Origin of the sequence: Haematospirillum jordaniae, from assembly GCF_001611975.1 — a bacterium.
Lineage (GTDB): Bacteria > Pseudomonadota > Alphaproteobacteria > Rhodospirillales > Rhodospirillaceae > Haematospirillum > Haematospirillum jordaniae.
In genome coordinates this window covers 2,053,432-2,069,670 of the sequence record NZ_CP014525.1, presented here as the reverse complement: position 1 = coordinate 2,069,670, position 16,239 = coordinate 2,053,432, and the positions used below count along the sequence as shown (strand labels likewise).

14 protein-coding genes are annotated in these 16,239 nt (G+C 55.8%); 3 read left to right on the top strand and 11 right to left on the bottom strand.

Translation table 11 applies throughout. The features are described 5' to 3' along the window. Nucleotides 1–38: 38 nt before the first annotated feature. Complete coding sequence (locus tag AY555_RS09680; RefSeq protein WP_066136146.1) at nt 39–1,400, top strand: dihydroorotase; 1,362 nt, start codon at nt 39–41, stop codon at nt 1,398–1,400. Nucleotides 1,401–1,402: 2 nt separating this feature from the next. Here the strand turns inward: AY555_RS09680 and tenA are convergent, their stop codons facing one another. Genes tenA through AY555_RS09665 form a run of 3 tightly spaced genes read right to left on the bottom strand, consistent with a single transcriptional unit; the run spans nt 1,403 to nt 3,915 of the window. Beyond that, the gene (tenA, locus tag AY555_RS09675; RefSeq protein WP_209315753.1) at nt 1,403–2,113 is read right to left on the bottom strand and encodes a thiaminase II; all 711 of its coding nucleotides are present in this window, start codon (nt 2,111–2,113) and stop codon (nt 1,403–1,405) included. A gap of 30 nt (nt 2,114–2,143) precedes the next feature. Then, nucleotides 2,144–2,947, bottom strand: coding sequence for an ABC transporter permease (locus AY555_RS09670; protein ID WP_066136143.1), 804 nt, complete (start codon nt 2,945–2,947; stop codon nt 2,144–2,146). Next, the gene (locus AY555_RS09665; protein WP_066136140.1) at nt 2,944–3,915 is read right to left on the bottom strand and encodes an ABC transporter ATP-binding protein; all 972 of its coding nucleotides are present in this window, start codon (nt 3,913–3,915) and stop codon (nt 2,944–2,946) included. Before AY555_RS09665 ends, AY555_RS09670 begins: the two co-directional genes overlap by 4 nt. A 190-nt stretch (nt 3,916–4,105) precedes the next feature. Between AY555_RS09665 and AY555_RS11615 the strand changes: the two genes are divergently transcribed. After that, complete coding sequence (locus AY555_RS11615) at nt 4,106–4,552, top strand: MerR family transcriptional regulator (protein WP_082812100.1); 447 nt, start codon at nt 4,106–4,108, stop codon at nt 4,550–4,552. On the opposite strand, the gene greB is transcribed toward AY555_RS11615, so the two are convergent. Then, the gene (greB, locus tag AY555_RS09655) at nt 4,516–5,055 is read right to left on the bottom strand and encodes a transcription elongation factor GreB (RefSeq protein WP_066136134.1); all 540 of its coding nucleotides are present in this window, start codon (nt 5,053–5,055) and stop codon (nt 4,516–4,518) included. The two genes, AY555_RS11615 and greB, sit on opposite strands and share 37 nt — an antisense overlap. After that, nucleotides 5,052–7,403, bottom strand: coding sequence for a Tex family protein (locus AY555_RS09650; RefSeq protein WP_066136130.1), 2,352 nt, complete (start codon nt 7,401–7,403; stop codon nt 5,052–5,054). The genes greB and AY555_RS09650 overlap by 4 nt, the downstream gene beginning before the upstream one ends. A gap of 219 nt (nt 7,404–7,622) precedes the next feature. On the opposite strand from AY555_RS09650, the gene AY555_RS09645 reads away from it, so the two are divergent. Continuing rightward, nucleotides 7,623–9,095, top strand: a complete 1,473-nt coding sequence (locus AY555_RS09645; protein WP_066136127.1) for a methyl-accepting chemotaxis protein — start codon at nt 7,623–7,625, stop codon at nt 9,093–9,095. A 6-nt stretch (nt 9,096–9,101) separates the two neighbouring features. Here AY555_RS09645 and AY555_RS09640 read toward each other — a convergent pair whose 3' ends face one another. The 6 genes from AY555_RS09640 to hrpB are packed head-to-tail and all read right to left on the bottom strand — an operon-like array spanning nt 9,102 to nt 16,225. Then, the gene (locus AY555_RS09640; RefSeq protein ID WP_245176922.1) at nt 9,102–10,493 is read right to left on the bottom strand and encodes an adenosylmethionine--8-amino-7-oxononanoate transaminase; all 1,392 of its coding nucleotides are present in this window, start codon (nt 10,491–10,493) and stop codon (nt 9,102–9,104) included. 9 nt (nt 10,494–10,502) lie between these two features. Next, nucleotides 10,503–11,144, bottom strand: a complete 642-nt coding sequence (gene bioD / locus AY555_RS09635; RefSeq protein ID WP_066136124.1) for a dethiobiotin synthase — start codon at nt 11,142–11,144, stop codon at nt 10,503–10,505. Next, nucleotides 11,141–11,908 carry a methyltransferase domain-containing protein gene (locus tag AY555_RS09630; RefSeq protein ID WP_066136121.1) on the bottom strand — a complete coding sequence of 256 codons (768 nt, stop codon included), beginning with the start codon at nt 11,906–11,908 and terminating at the stop codon, nt 11,141–11,143. Before AY555_RS09630 ends, bioD begins: the two co-directional genes overlap by 4 nt. Further along, nucleotides 11,905–12,525, bottom strand: a complete 621-nt coding sequence (locus AY555_RS09625) for an alpha/beta fold hydrolase (protein ID WP_066136118.1) — start codon at nt 12,523–12,525, stop codon at nt 11,905–11,907. The genes AY555_RS09630 and AY555_RS09625 overlap by 4 nt, the downstream gene beginning before the upstream one ends. After that, nucleotides 12,522–13,718 carry an 8-amino-7-oxononanoate synthase gene (gene bioF / locus AY555_RS09620; protein ID WP_066136115.1) on the bottom strand — a complete coding sequence of 399 codons (1,197 nt, stop codon included), beginning with the start codon at nt 13,716–13,718 and terminating at the stop codon, nt 12,522–12,524. The genes AY555_RS09625 and bioF overlap by 4 nt, the downstream gene beginning before the upstream one ends. 5 nt (nt 13,719–13,723) lie before the next feature. Then, on the bottom strand, nt 13,724–16,225 hold the full coding sequence (hrpB, locus tag AY555_RS09615; RefSeq protein ID WP_066136880.1) for an ATP-dependent helicase HrpB: 2,502 nt from the start codon (nt 16,223–16,225) through the stop codon (nt 13,724–13,726). Between the last annotated feature and the right edge of the window lie 14 nt (nt 16,226–16,239).

The window sequence follows — 16,239 nt, the reverse complement described above, 5'->3', positions numbered from 1 at the left end:
GCTACTTACGGGCAATAATCAATCCTCCGGGTGTTGTGATGATCCATAACAGCGAATTCTTTGACCTTGTCCTGTCTGGTGGGACCGTCTGGATGCCGGGTGGTGCTGTCCTGACTGATATCGGTATCCAGGGCGGGCGGATTGCGGCTTTTGGTTCCTTGGGGACCCGGGGGGAGCGTGTTGTTGACTTGGGTGGCCTGACCGTCTTGCCTGGTGTTATTGATAGTCAGGTTCATTTCCGTGAACCCGGACTGGAGCATAAAGAGGATCTGGAGACAGGCACCCGTGCCGCTGTCCTTGGCGGTGTAACAGCTGTCTTCGAAATGCCCAATACGCAGCCGGGTACCGTCAGTGCCGAAGACTTGGCTGACAAGCTGTTCCGGGCTGTGGGGCGCACATGGTGTGATTATGCCTTCTATATTGGTGCAACAGCGGGCAACTTACAGGACTTGGCAGAGCTGGAGCGTATCCCCGGCTGTGCGGGAGTCAAAGTTTTTATGGGCTCGTCAACAGGCTCCCTGCTGGTAGCTGATGATGACACCCTAGCCGATGTCTTGTCGCAAGGTTGCCGCCGGATTGCTGTTCATTGCGAGGATGAGGAGCGTTTGAAAGAACGCAGGGGTATCGTCAATGGTGGTGCTGATGTTGCCATGCATCCTGCGTGGCGTGACGAAGAAACCGCCCTTCTGGCAACAACCCGTCTGTTGAAACTTGCCAGAAAGGCACGCCGACTTGTTCATGTGTTGCATGTGACAACGGCGGCAGAAATGCAGCTTCTGGCAACGTGCAGGGATTTTGCTACCGTCGAAGTGACACCTCAGCATCTGACATTTGCCGGCCCCGGGGATTACGAGAGACTTGCCACACGTCTCCAGATGAACCCTCCGATCCGTGATGCGGCACATCGCGAGGCCCTGTGGCAGGCCGTATCGGATGGTGTTGTTGATGTCATCGGGTCTGATCATGCGCCCCATACCCTAGAGGAAAAGGCACGTCCGTATCCCGACAGTCCATCTGGTATGACCGGCGTCCAGACACTGGTTCCGGTTATGCTGACCCATGTTGCCAGTGGCCGTTTGTCCCTTGCGCGATTTGTGGATCTGACCAGTGCCGGACCGGCGCGAGTCTTTGGAATAGCCGGGAAGGGGCGAATTGCACTTGGCTATGATGCAGATCTGACGATTGTGGACTTGAAGCAGCGCTGGACGATCAGCGATTCTTGGATTGCCAGTCGCTGTGGGTGGACGCCCTTTGACGGATTTCACGCCACGGGGCGCCCTGTTCATACGGTTGTACGCGGTGCTTTTGCCATGCGCGATACGATGGTCAGTGGCATTCCTACCGGGAGCCCCATCCGTTTCTGTGGTGTGCCAGCGCGGTCTTCGGTTCCCGTTGCCTGATATCAGGGCGGGTTCAGGCCCATTTGCCAGAAGTTGCTTTCCAGCACGCAAGCAGTATTGAACGTTCTGACCAAGCTTGTCCAGCGTGGTGATGTGTCAGGCCGATCACCCAATGCGCGACAGGAAATCCGGTCCAGAAGCGTGCTGACCGCGTGGCATACATCCTGATATTCAGGACTGGCGTAGGTCCTTATCCAGTCTGCGTAGGGATGTTGTGACAGCATGTCTTTATTCTGTGCGGCTAGTTCGTTTCCGATGGCACCATACCCGAAGACGCATGGGGCCAATGCCACCAGAAGATCCAGAAGATCACCGCGTAGGCCGCAATCCATGACAAAGCGGGTATAAGCGATATTGGCAACCTCTTCATCCGTCTTTTCCAAGTCGGACAGGGTTATGCCCTCTGCCTCGCACGTCTGCACATGCAACGGCATTTCGTGCGTGGTCAGGGCATGAACGGTTGAGGCGCACTGGCGTATATCCTCGACGGTTTCAGCCTTGAATGCAGCTAAGGACCACGCCCGCGAGAAGTGAACCAGAAAGATGTAATCTTGCCTGAGATAGTGCAGGAAAGCCTTGCGGGACAGAGTTCCATCGCCTAGAGCCTGAACAAAAGCATGCTGGGTATAAGCATTCCAAGCCGGGCGTGACTGATCCACAAGGCTGTCAATCAGTGGGCGATGAGCAACTTCAATTTTGGCAGGGTAATGCACGGTGTCGGATCCAATATTGACGTGTTCTCTTCAAGATGCAGCCGCCACGCTGCCTAGGCCCTTGTCGCGGTGGGCAACGCGCTTGGCCCCCAGCCACAAGCAGATAGCAACCCAGCTTGTCACAACAGACAGTGATGTCAGGTAGTCCGGGTTCGACAGGCATTCAGCAGCCGTTTGATAGAACGGAATGCGCATAACGGTCAGGGCATGGGCAACCGGATTGGCCATCATGACGACTTGCAGCCACAGTGGGGCACCTGTAACCGGAAAGAGGGCTCCTGACAGAAGCCACAGTGGCATCAGAAAGATCATCATGATGGCGTGGAAACCTGATGTTGATTTCATGGTCCATGCAATGGCAAAGCTGAGAGCGGCATAGCCCAGCGCAGATAACACCATGGCCAGAAAGACCAGAAGCAGTCCGCTAGCGGTGATGGGGATATCCAGAAACGGAACCGCTAAAAGCAAAATAAGGCTTTGGAAAAGGGCAATGCTGGTTCCGCCACCAACCTTACCCAGCACAATTGCCATCCGTGGCACCGGCGCGGTCAACACACCTTGAAGAAAGCCATGCTCCCGATCCTCGATGACTGTAATGATCGAGAAGATCGAGGCAAACAGGATCAGCATCATCAGTACGCCGGGATAGAAGTATTCCACATAGCTGATTCCCTCCATACCGGGAGGGCGGAAGGAGGGAGAGAACCCGGTTCCAAGGAACAGCCAGAACAGGAGCGGCTGCCCCAAGCTTCCGACAACGCGGTGCGGTTGGCGTATAAAGCGGATGAATTCACGCTGTGCCAGATAAAAAGCGGGAAGCACCAGTGCGTTCATGGAACTTTCTCCAGGGCGGGGGAGCTGGTGTGCTCAACCACTTTCTTGCCGGTCACGTGTACGAAAACGTCCTCAAGATCCGGCTGACGAACCCCGATCGACAGAATCTCGGCGCTGTGATGTTCCAGAAGACCACTGATCAAGGATGCTGCTTTGTCGGCATTTGTATTGTCGATGCGCAGCTCGTCGCCATAGCGCCATGATGTCTGCCCAAATTCCGAGGACAGGATGGTCGCAAAGGCTTGTGGATCACGTGGGGTCATCACCACCATGGTTGCCCCGACCCGGGATTTCAGCATATCCGGGCTGTCATGGGCCAGAAGCCTGCCATTGTGCATGATGGCCACCGTATCAGCATAATCGGCATCGGAGAAGACGTGGCTGGTCATCAGGATCGTTATGTTTTCATCCTGCTGCACGCGTTTGAGTGTGTTTAGGAAAGAGCGCCGGCTGGCTGGATCAAGCCCTGTTGTTGGTTCATCTAGCAAAAGAATGCGAGGGCGTGTCAACAAGCACTTTGCAAGTTCGACCTGTCGGGCCAGTCCACCGGAAAGAGTCTCCACCCGCTCATCCAGTCGATCGCCGAGGTCTGTCCATGCCAAGGCCTGAGTACAGCGTGTCCTATACTCCTTTGCCCCCAAGCCATGCAGACGCGCATGCAGGCGAAGATTCTCGGCAACGGACAATTGTTTATCCAGTGCGGGGCTCTGGAAAACCACCCCCGTTATACGCCTGGCAGCCTCGGGATTGACCAGTACGTCGGATCCATCAATATGGATTGACCCCGAAGAAGGCTGCGACAGCCCGCACAGCATGCGAAAAAGACTTGATTTGCCACTGCCGTTCGGGCCGGACATGATACATAGCGTACCCGTTTCAACGGTCAGGTCCAAGTTGTTCAGAGCCATCCGCTGCGGCTGGCGTCGTGATCCTGGATAGGTATGACAAAGGTTGCGAACAACAATCATCCGTGCAGGTGTTCCGTACAATGTTGGGCGGCTGTCGCGGCAAGAGTACCCGTTATTTCATACTCGGTTTCGGGCTGCAACAGTGGGGTATCGCCGTTTATCTTTGCTCTTGTGCGATTGGACCTGATCGGCCACCTTGATCGCCTTGTCCTGTATGTGGAAAGGACGGAGTGTGAGAGCACGTCAAGATCTGTTCAGCATTGGGCACCTGGCCAAGCAGAGTGGCTGCAAGGTGCCAACAATTCGGTATTATGAGCAGATCGGTCTGATGCCTGTTCCGAATCGTACGGCCGGTAATCAGCGTGTTTACGGGCCGGCGCATCTGGACCGTCTCAGCTTTATCAGGCACAGCCGTGAGCTTGGTTTTACCCTCGATGACATTCGCGAGCTTTTGCGTTTGTCTGATCATCCGGAAAAACCTTGCCATGAAGTGGATCATATCGCCATGCGCCACCTGCACCGTGTACGCGACCGCATTGCTAGGTTGCGGCGTCTGGAGCAAGAGCTGGAGCATATGTCCGAGCACCCGAATGGCCATACAGTCCGTGCTTGCCGTGTGATCGAGGTTCTTTCGGATCACAGTCACTGTCTGTCACCCAGTCATACCTCTTCAGAGGATCCGTCCGGGCGTGGATAACCGATCGACAGGACTTCCAGTGTACTGATGCCGGCTGGGGTACGAACGGTTACGGTGTCTCCGATACCAGCTTTCATCAACGCCCGGGCAACAGGGGACTGCCAGCTGATTGAGCCTGTGGCCATGTTTGCCTCGTCCTTGCCTAGAATGGTGACGGTTTTTTCTTCATCGCGTTCATTGACAAAGGTCACTGTGGCACCAAAGAAAACCTGTGACCGGTTTGTTTGCCGTGATGGATCGATTACCTCTGCGCAGTCTATCCGTTTCAACAAGAAGCGGACCCGCCGGTCAATCTCACGCAGGCGCTTTTTGTTATACAAATAGTCACCGTTTTCTGATCGGTCGCCATTTTGCGCAGCCCGCCACACGGCCTCTACGGTCTTCGGCCTCTCAATGGTCCACAGGTGGCGGTATTCTTCTTTCAACGCCTTCAGACCATGCGGGGTGATCAGGTTCCGTTCCGTTTTCCCGTCTGGGGCGGGTGTGTTGGCAGACCGGATCATGACCGGGGTTCCTTCTTGTTCTGCTTTGTCTTCCACCCTGCTTTGGCTAGGGCATGGGCGAGCGCATTATCAGTGTTCTGACTCGTTGTGTTATCCTTGCCCTTCTGATGTGCCCGTGGTGTTTTCCGGGTTTCATCCAGTCCTGGTGTTCGGGGCTGGTTACGGGTCTTGCCGGGTTCTTCATCCATCCGCCGTGTCAACGCGATACGCTTACGTTGCAGGTCCACATCCAAGACTTTCACTTTCACCACATCGCCGACCTTTACAACACTTCTTGGATCTTTGACGAAGCGGTCGGACAAGGCGGAAATGTGGATCAGCCCGTCTTGGTGTACACCGATGTCCACAAAGGCCCCGAAGTTGGCAACGTTGGTAATGGTTCCTTCGAGAATCATGCCGGGTTCAAGATCGGCCACTTTCTCCACGCCGTCGCGGAACTGCGCTGTTCTGAATTCTGGTCGCGGATCGCGTCCGGGTTTTTCCAGTTCCTTCAGAATGTCGATGACGGTCGGGGTACCAAAGCGATCGTTGGCAAAGGATTCCGGCCGCAACGTATGGAGCAGGGGAAGATTGCCAATCACATGCGTGATGGTGGTCTTGGCAACGGTCAGTATGCTTTGCACAACGGAATAGGCTTCCGGATGAACCGCCGATGCATCTAGGGGCTCATCGCCATTGAAAATGCGCAGGAAGCCGGCGCACTGTTCAAAAGTCTTTGGCCCCAGCCCTGTTACTTTCAGCAAGGTCTGACGGTTCCTGAATGCACCGTTGCTGTCGCGGAAGGCGACAATATTCTCGGCCAGTCGTTCCGAGAGGCCGGCCACACGACTGAGGAGGGGGACCGAGGCTGTATTCAGGTCCACGCCAACAGCGTTAACGGCATCTTCAACAACCACATCCAGTGCCCGGGCCAGTTCCGGCTGAGACAAATCGTGCTGGTACTGGCCAACGCCGATACTTTTGGGGTCGATCTTGACCAGTTCTGCAAGGGGATCCTGCAGGCGTCGTCCTATGGAGACCGCACCGCGAAGCGAGACATCAAGATCCGGCAGTTCCTGTGATGCCCAAGCTGAAGCAGAGTATACGCTGGCACCAGCCTCGCTCACCGTAACCTTGGTGGTCCGCTGTTCCGGCAGCTGTCGGATCAGTTCGTTAGCCAATGTATCAGTTTCACGGCTTGCGGTGCCGTTGCCGACCGCGATCAGCTGTACCTGATGTTTGATGACCAAGCGGCCCAGCGCTTCCAACGATTCATTCCATTGTTTACGGGGCTCATGCGGGTAGATTGTTGTTGTTTCAAGTACCTTCCCGGTCTGGTCGATAACTGCGACCTTTACCCCTGTACGGTACCCCGGGTCCAGGGCCAGTGTTGTCCGCATACCTGCCGGGGCTGCCATCAACACATCTTTCAGATTGGCAGCAAAGACTTGTATCGCTTCTTTTTCTGCTTTTTCACGCAGGCGTGTGGTTATGTCTGTTTCAATATGTCCGGACAGCTTGTTTTTCCATGCGGCCCGCACGGTCTCGACAAGCCACGGATCACCGGGGCGTCCCTTGTTGCCAATGCCGAAGCGGCTGGCAATACAACGCAGGCAGGTTTCGCTGTCTCCTGTTTTCTCGTCACTGTCCGGATGCCGTAATGACAGACGGAGAATACCTTCTGCGGCGCCCCTGAACATGGCCAGCGCGCGGTGGCCTGCTATGTGGCGTACGGGCTCGCGATGATCAAAGTAATCGGTAAACTTGTTTCCCTGATCGGTTTTCCCTTTGATAACATTGGAGAATAAAATCCCTTCAGACCACATCATCTCCCGCAGGGTTCCGACGAGTTCTGCGTGTTCTGCGAACCGTTCAATCAGGATGTGGCGTGCCCCTTCCAGCGCCTCTGCAGGGTTTGCAATTCCCTTGTCAGCATCAACAAAGCTGCGGGCCTTGATTTCAGGATCGTGTCCCGGGTTTTCAAGAAGAGCATTGGCCAATGGCTCAAGCCCGGCTTCGCGGGCTGTGGTGGCTTTGGTACGGCGCTTGGGGCGATAGGGGAGGTAGATATCCTCCAGCTTGGCCTTTGTATCGGCACTGTCAATTTTGGCGTGCAGGTCAGCGGTTAGTTTGCCTTGGCTGTCGATACTCTTGAGGATGGTGTTTCGCCTGTCCTCTAGGTCACGCAAGTATCCCAGTCGCTCTTCCAGAAAGCGGAGCTGTGCATCGTCCAGCCCGCCTGTTGCTTCCTTGCGGTAGCGGGCAATAAAAGGAACGGTTGCTCCTGTAGCAAGAAGATCAATTGTAGCATTAACCTGAGATTCCCGACAGCCGAGATCCTGTGCAATCAAGGAGGCAATAGTCGACATAGGCGTAGTTGTCCGTTGTTCTGCTGTTTCCCGTTTGCCGGACCCTAGCTTGCTTTCATGGTTCAGAGAAGGGTCAGGGTGTTCGCGCGCATTATCTTTTGTGTATGAGTGTATCTATATCTGTCTGTCTGGATACAGTTCCTTTGGCGGTGGAATGTATTTTTGACTGTCAATGAGAGTATGGACCCCGTCTCATACAGGGTATCGGGCGAGGGCGTCATGTTTTTTTCCAGATATGACAACGATTTTATCCAGATGCTGTCGCGTGCAACACTGGATGCACTGCCCGATGCAGTCATGATTGCTGACAGTGAAACCCTGACCATTCAGTTTGCCAACAAGCGCAGTATGGAGATTCTTGCTCCTCTGGAGAGGTGGCTGCCGGTTCCTCTCAGCAGTCTGATCGGCACTAGTATTGATGCGTTTCATAAAAATCCTGCTCATCAGCGTGCCTTGCTTGCAGATCCGAGTAATCTGCCACACCGGGCTATCGTGTCTTTGGGGGCGCACAAGCTGGAACTGAAGCTTTCAGCCATTTACGATGGCAAGGGGCGCTATGTTGCAATCTGTCTTACATGGTCGTTGGCGACAGAGCACCTGCGTGTGGAAGCAGAAAATAACGCACGTTTGCAGATGCTGGACCTCATGCCCGTAAACATTATTCTCTGTAACAAGAATGGCATTATAACGTACACAAACAAGAGGAGTCGCGAGACCCTGAAGAAGATAGAACATCTCCTGCCCTGTAAGGCCGAGGAGGTGATTGGGAAGAGCTATGACATCTTTCACCGCCGCCCAGAATATCAAAGGCAGATTATAGAAAAGCTTGGTGACCGGCAGCACCGTGCAGTTGTACACGTCGGGGACGAGGCAATGGACCTTCGCGTCAACCCGGTCAAGGATCATGCAGGGGCTGTGATCGGTACCATGGTGACGTGGTCGCTCGTCACCGAGCAAGAGCGTCTTACCAACATGGTCACGGAGCTGGCCTCCAAGGTTAATACCATATCGACAGACCTGAAGATTCAGGCGACAGAAGGTGCTGCTGCTGCGGAGGAAACATCCAACCAGGCGGCGTCTGTGATGGCAGCCGTGGAGCAGCTCAGCGTATCCATCAATGAAATCAGTGCCCGTTTGTGTGATGCGGCCCGCATCAGCCATGAAACCAGGGAAGAGATGCGGCAGATGTTAGATCAAGTGTATGCCATGGATGAGGCATCGACGCAGATTGATGCGGTTATTTCTATGATTGCTGCGATTGCCGCTCAAACAAAAGTCTTGGCATTGAATGCTGCCATAGAGGCGTCGCGTGCTGGTTTCGAGGGCAAGAAGTTTGCCGTTGTTGCCGAAGAAGTTCATTCCCTAGCGCACCAGGCAGCGGAATCTGCGGTCTCTGTTGGTGATCGCATTGGTCTCCTGAAGGATACAACAAAAGCATCCCAAGACATTGCCCATCATCTGATGGAGCAGGTTGAGAACCTGTCGGAGATCTCTGCAGCCATTGCTGCCTCTGTCGAGGAGCAGAGTGCAGCTACATCAGAAATCAGCGGTAACGTTGCGCATGTATGTACCGCGATCGATACCACCAGCAAAGCCTCCAGCTCTACACTGGCAGCGGCCAGGGAGCTGGATCAGCGCAGCGGCAAGCTGGAGGGAATTATCAAGGACCTGATGAATATGGACGAGCGCTGATTTCCTTCAGAACATGTCAAAAGCAGGAACAGGCACAGGTGCCGTTCTTGGTCTTGGTGCCTCTTCTTCCAGTGTTTGCAGCACAGCCCTGACTGACGTGGCTACCTTCTCCATCTGATCATTGGTGATGCAGTACGGTGGAAGCAGGTAGACCGTGTTGCCCAAGGGGCGGATGAGCATACCGGCTTGCAGGAACAGGTCTCTCAACCGTGGTGCCAAGGATGATGCATAGCCAGGATCGGCGCATTCCAGATCAAAGGCTGCAATGGTCCCGGTAACCCGGAAGCGCCGCGTCAACGTGCTTCCAGCCACAATGTCTGCCAATGTACTACGGTGGAATCTTTCAATCTGGTGGCGTGCATCCTTGCAGGCATCTGTTATCAGAAGATCCAGTGATGCCAAGGCGGCAGCACACCCCAGCGGGTTTGCCGTAAAAGAGTGCCCGTGCAGGAAGGCACGGTCTACCGAATCGCCCATAAAAGCTTGGTAAACAGCATCACTGGTTACCGTAGCGGACAGGGGCATAAAGCCACCGGTCAGGCCCTTGGACAGGCATATGAAATCAGGTGCAACTCCTGCCTTAACGCATGCAAACAGATCTCCGGTTCGTCCGAAACCTGTCATGACCTCATCAAAGATAACCATGATACCGTGATGGCGCAGGCGCTCTGTGACAGCATGCAGAAATGCCGGGCGGTGCATGCGCATGCCGCAGGCCCCTTGAACCAAAGGTTCGATCAGGGCTGCGACCGTTGTCTGTCCATATTGGTCAAGATGGGCTTCCAGCGCTTTCAGGGCGCGCTGTTCGCTGATATCGATCAGATCATGCCCGATGGAGGAATCATGGCAAGCAATCGGCATGATATCTACTGGAAACAGAAGTTGCTTCCAGGCCCGGAAGAAGTTTGACGAGGCCCCGGCTGACATGGCCCCAATGGTGTCACCATGATATCCGCCCTCGAAGGCCAAGAACCGGGTCCGCTGCTTTTCTCCTTTGTTAGTTGCATGCTGGAAAGCCATTTTCATCGCAACTTCTACGGCTGTTGAGCCATTGTCAGAGAAGAAAACGCGGGATAATGGGTCTGGTAGCAGTGCAGCAAGGCGACTGGCCAAGCGTATGGCTGGCTCGTGCGTAAATCCCGCAAAGATCACGTGTTCCAGCGTTGCAGCCTGTTCTGCTACGGCACGGGCTATGGCGGGATGCGCATGCCCATGCAGATTGACCCACCACGATGAAATCAGGTCCAAGATATGGCGCCCATCCGTCGTTGTCAGAACGGCCCCTGATGCAGACCGTATGGGTATGGCATCCGGAGCTGTCATGGCCTGGGTGAAGGGATGCCACAGGTGGGCTCGGTCTAGGGCAATCAGGCTGCTGGTTTCCATATCCATCATCATTGCTCCGCTTTACATCCAGGCCGAAAGGTCAAGGGTTTCTGCTGCGTGCCGGATGGATGTCCGGCCCAGAGGGGAGAGTACGGGAATATGGCCAATTACGGGAACCTGTCCAAGTCGCTTGATTGTATTGATATTGTCCGGGTTGTCCGGCCCGCAGAACAGAACCCCTGCAACAGGGATATGGCGTACCTTGAGTGCTTCCAGGCTGAGCAGGGTATGGTTGATTGTTCCCAGTCCTGTACGGGCGATGATGATAACGGGTAACCCCAATCTTTTTATGATATCGATCATCATGACCTGATCGGTCAGGGGCACCATCAGGCCACCGGCGCCCTCAACGATCAGGGGGCGTTTGGAGGGAAGCCTGTTCTCCAATTGCGCTGGTTCAATGGTTTTCCCTTCAAGCCGAGCTGCTTGATCTGGTGATAGTGCAGCCTTGAAAGAGAAAACAGGCGCAGGGAAATCATCCGGGTGATGGCCTGTCAGGTTGGCTACTGTTGCTGTATCTCCGCCCGGCAGATCATCGGTGCCGGACTGCACCGGCTTCCAGTACAGTGCACCTGTTGCCTTGACTAGGCAAGCACAGGCAACGGTTTTCCCGACATCTGTATCGGTGCCAGTGACAAAAAAGCCGCGGAATTCTGTCTTCATGGTCGGCTCCATATAACAGTCAGGATTTCATAGGTCATGGTCAGGGGGTGCCCCTGCGTTATGCGCATCAGGCGACGCATCTGGGATACGGTCATGGGTACTGCTTGTTGTGGGGCTGTACGGGCCCCGGTATGGCGCAGATGGTTAAGAAACTCGAACAGGTTTGCACAGGACATCGGCACACTATGTGCGGAGATATGCGCATGGGGCAGGTTCATGGCCAATGTATCCTGATTTGGCCCTAGGGGTGCGGGCGCTTGTACGCCGGCCTGACTGCACAGGGATCTCCACTCGGCGAATGTCTGCGATCCGGGCAGGGTTATTGCCAGAACTCCTCCGGGACGCAATAAACTGTAAAGCCGCTGTAAAGCCACGGGACAATCAGAGAACCACTGTGCTGTCATGTTCGACACCACAAGATCGACCGATTGCGGGGGAAGGTCCGGCCATTCTCCATCCATGCACCGGCCATTCACATTTATGGCATGGGGCTGCATGCGGCGCAGACAGGCCTGAACCATAGATGGCGCAACATCTGTAGCTTGCCACAGGGCAGGGCGAAGGATCGGTGCAAGCTGTTCGGTCAGGAAACCGGTTCCACACCCGACTTCCAGAACAACAGGGTGGGAGGGCAGGTTAGTAGCCTTCAGGTTTTCAGCAAGGGTTGTTGCAATGTTGCGCTGGATGGCGGCGGCGGTATCATAGGTTGTTGCCGCATCATTGAAACGCCGGGCAACCTTCTGTTTCCAGGCGATCGTGTTCATGACCGGATGATCCTGATAATAGCGTTGGCAACAATATGTGGGTGGCTGTGTAGCAACCTGTGTCCGCCCTCCTGGATGATCACGGTGGAATCACCAAAGCAGGCCCGGCTGTGTGCAACAGATACAAGAGGATCCCTGTCTCCAGCCAGCGCAAGGACAGGCTGTACCGGGCGTCTGTCTGCTTCAAGAAGGCGGGTCAACCCGGCAGACAAGGCTTCGTGGTTATAGGTCACGCTGTCATCCGGGAAACGGAAAGCCTCAATGCTGGATAAAAAGGTTGTGACCGTGGTTTCCGCATCTTCATCAAGCCGTTTCTGCATGCGCTGGAGAATGCGTGCAGGTATTCCTTCCGGGAACTCTGTCCCTGCACAGAACCGGGTGAATCCATTGACAGCCATCCATGGAATGCCGCCCAGATCGGGGTGATCCAGTGCGTCCAAGCATCCAAGGGAATACCCTACAATAAGGTCAGGCCTGTGTCCGGACCATGGATTCTGTTGGCCGAAATACCCTGCGTCGGGGCATTCTGTATCCAGGTCGTCCGGTAGATTGGCTTGGACTTCCTTCCAGTCTTGAGCAGAGCCGGCCCAGCCATGAAGCAGAAGAATGCGTGTCATGCGCCGCACCGTGCAAAGGCCTGGAAAGCATCCAGCAGTCTATCAATATGGTCACGGGTGTGTAGCGCCGACAGGGCAATCCGCAGGCGTCCCGTGCCGGGGGGAACGGTTGGTGGACGGATGGGAACCACCAGAAAGCCCCTGCCTTCCAGCATACTTGCTGCAGCCAGTGTGTCGTGGTCATTGCCGATGACGGCGGGAATAATCTGGGTATCGGAGGCCAGTGTATCAATCCCGATCTGTCTCAACCCTGATCGCAGTGTGTTGCCGATCTCCAGCAGATAGCGGCGCTGGTTCTCAAGGGAAGGCAGGATTTCCAGCGCGGCAAGGGCTGCGGCCAGAACTGGTGGCGGCAGTGCGGTCGCATAGATAAACCCTCTGCAGTGGTTGATGAGCCACGCGCGCAGAAGGGCAGAGGTCGCGACAAATGCCCCATAGCCGCCCAAAGCCTTGCCAAAGGTACCCATCACAATGTCAACCTTGCCCTTGACGACGGGATCGGCACACAGCCCGGCTCCGTCCGGCCCCAGAACGCCTGTGGCATGTGCTTCGTCAACGTATAGAAGAGCACCATGTTCCGTGGCCAGCCTTACCAGTTCTTGCAGGTTTGCACGGTCGCCATCCATACTGAACACGCTTTCCGTAATGATGATCCGTGTCTCGCTTTGATGGCTGTGTTGCTTCAGCAGATCAGAGAGATGAGACAGGTCATTGTGACGAAACCTCAGCTGACGTACTCCGGCCAGCTTGAGACCATCGTGGATCGAGGCATGGGCCAAGCGATCCACCAGAACAAGCGGAGCGGTCTTTGTCGTGCCCTGATCCAGCAGGGCAGCAAGAACAGAGGCATTGGTCTGGAACCCTGATCCTGTCACTAGGGCAGAGCCCGTTCCCTTCAGCGCGGCCAGTTGGTCTTCCAGCATGTCATGCAAGGGTAGGGTGCCGCAGATCAGGCGTGATGCCCCGGCGCCACACCCGCTTTCCTGCACTGCGTGGGAGACAGCCTCTATCAGGGCAGGATGGTGCGACAGACCCAGATAGTCATTCGATGACATATTGATAAGGCTGCGTCCGTGGCGTCTCACGGACATGCTATTTTCTGTCTCTGTGGTGCACACGGAACGGTATCGCCCTTGTTCTTTCAGGGTTTCCAGTGCATGCGCGATACGGGTATGCCAAGCAGGATCAATCATGGCTATCAGGTATTTCCACGTGGTTTCGCCCGGTTGGTTGGCGTAGCTGTCAGGGGATCGTCGGGCCAAGGGTGGCGGGGATACCGTCCACGCATTTCTGCCCGTATGGCCGGGTAGCTCCCGGTCCAGAATCCCGGCAGGTCACGGGTTATCTGCAATGGCCGTCCAGCTGGAGACAGCAGATGAACCGTCAGGGGTATTGTGTCTTCTCCTATCGAGGGGTGTGTGCGGCATCCAAACAGCTGCTGGATCCGCACCGACAAGACTGGTATTTCACCGCTTGTATAGTCCAAGGGGATTCGCTCCCCTGTCGGAACCGTGAAATGGGAGGGTGCGGCGCGCTCCAGCTGCTGGCGTTGTGTCCAGGACAGCATGGCAGTCAGGGCAGACAGGAGATCAAGACGCTTCAGATGCTCCAGTCGGGTAAGCCCGTTTGCAAACGGGATGAACCAGTCCGACAGGCTGTCCAGAAGTCCTGCATCTGTCATATCGGGCCAGTTGTCCTTGTTCTGTTGGGCCAGAAAGGTGACACGGGCACGGAATTGCTGGCTCTGCTTGTCCCATGGCAGGCAATGCAGGCCTGTCTGACGGATTCCTTCCGCCATGACTTGTGTTGCTGTGTGTGAATCAAGGGCAGTGTTTACTTTTTCAGCAAGGACTAAAGCACCCAATCGCTGCTGTACTCGGGACAGAACGCTGCCGGTTCGTGAGTCCCAGCAGGTTACGGTCTGTTCTTCGATGGAATCAGCAAACAGGGATTCCAGATCCTGCCGTTCCAGGGGTGCGGCCAGGAAAATACGTCCGTTGGCCCCCCGGCCATCAAGGTCCATCACCACCAGAAAATCATGCACCGCAAGCGGGTCATCCGGGGGCAGGGCAGCGCTGCGCCCACCAGATAGTGTATAGGTGCCTTGTACCCTCTGCTTTCCAATCCGGTCCGGGAAGGCCAGTGCGGCTACTAGGCCAGCCTTGGTTGTTCCGGATTCTTCTTTCAGGCCCAGTTTTTTTTGCCACCCGGATGACAGATCGCGAATACGCGACAGTGCGCGGTGGTCGACCGATGCGTCCTTGACTTTGCCCTGAACCAGCTCCAGGCGATGTCGTAGATCGGCATTGCGACAGGCGCGGGCGGGATCCCGTTCGGCAAGCACGGCCGCTATCAAGCAGGCCAGTCCACCCAAACCCAGAGACTGAGCCGACAGGACCATATGGGACAAGCGTGGGTGCAGCGGTAAGGCTGCCATTGCCTTTCCGTGTTGTGTTATCCGTCCATCCTGATCAAGGGCCCCCATGGCCTGCAGAAGATCTTCGGCCCGGGCCAAGGCTGGAGCGGGGGGAGCATCCAGCCACCGAAGCTGCTCTGCCCGTGCTCCCCAGACGGCAAGGTCTAGGCGCAGCGGTGTCAGGTCTGCCTCGGTGATTTCTGGCGGCGGGAAGGGTGCCAAGGCACGATCTTCCGCTTCGCTCCACAGGCGGCACCCTAGTCCCGGTCCCAGCCGTCCGGCACGCCCTTGGCGCTGGGCAGCTTCAGCAGCACTAACCCGTGTGGTGACCAGATGTCCCATTCCGCTGCCGACATCGAAGCGGGATCGGCGTGAAAGACCTGAGTCCACCACAATGTGTATGCCATCGATGGTCAGGGATGTTTCTGCAACCGACGTTGCAAGCACGATTTTGCGACGTCCTGTGCCTGCCGGTGCAAGGGCACGGTCTTGCTCGTGAGGTGGCATGGCTCCATAAAGCGGGTGTACATCAATGTGGCCGGGAAGGCCTGCTGATGACAGGAACTGTGCGGTACGGCGTATTTCCTTCTCACCGGGAAGAAAGGCCAAGATAGATCCCTGTTCTTCTGCCACAAGGGCTTCAATGGCTTCAGCGCAGGCCTGTTCGATGTTTGTTCCGCGCCGTGGTGGCAGGAAACGGGTGGATACTGGAAAGGTGCGGCCTTCTGATACGATGATGGGGGCATTGCCAAGAAGGGAAGACAACGGCCCACTGTCAAGGGTAGCTGACATGACAAGAAGACGCAGGTCTTCACGCAGTGCTTCCGAGATGTCCAGACACAGGGCAAGGCCAAGGTCAGCTTGCAGGGAGCGTTCATGAAATTCGTCAAAGATGATCAACCCGACACCGGTTAACCCCGGATCTTCCAAGATCATGCGGGTTAGAATGCCCTCGGTCACAACTTCGATGCGTGTACGGCTTGATAAGCAGCGGTCCTGGCGAATACGGAAGCCGATGGTTTCTCCCACTTTCTCACCCAGCATGGACGCCATGCGGGCTGCACTCGCCCGTGCGGCCAAGCGACGGGGTTCAAGCATGATGATCTTTTTTTCGGCAAGCCAAGGCTCATTCAGCAGGGCCAAGGGTACGGATGTCGTTTTTCCGGCCCCGGGTGGTGCCTGCAGGACCGCACGTCCTGTTTTCTCCAGTGCTACCCGCAAATCCGGAATAACAGCGCTGACAGGAAGGTGTGCAAAAACAGTATCGGGTACAGGGGTCTTCATGAGCCGCTGATTGC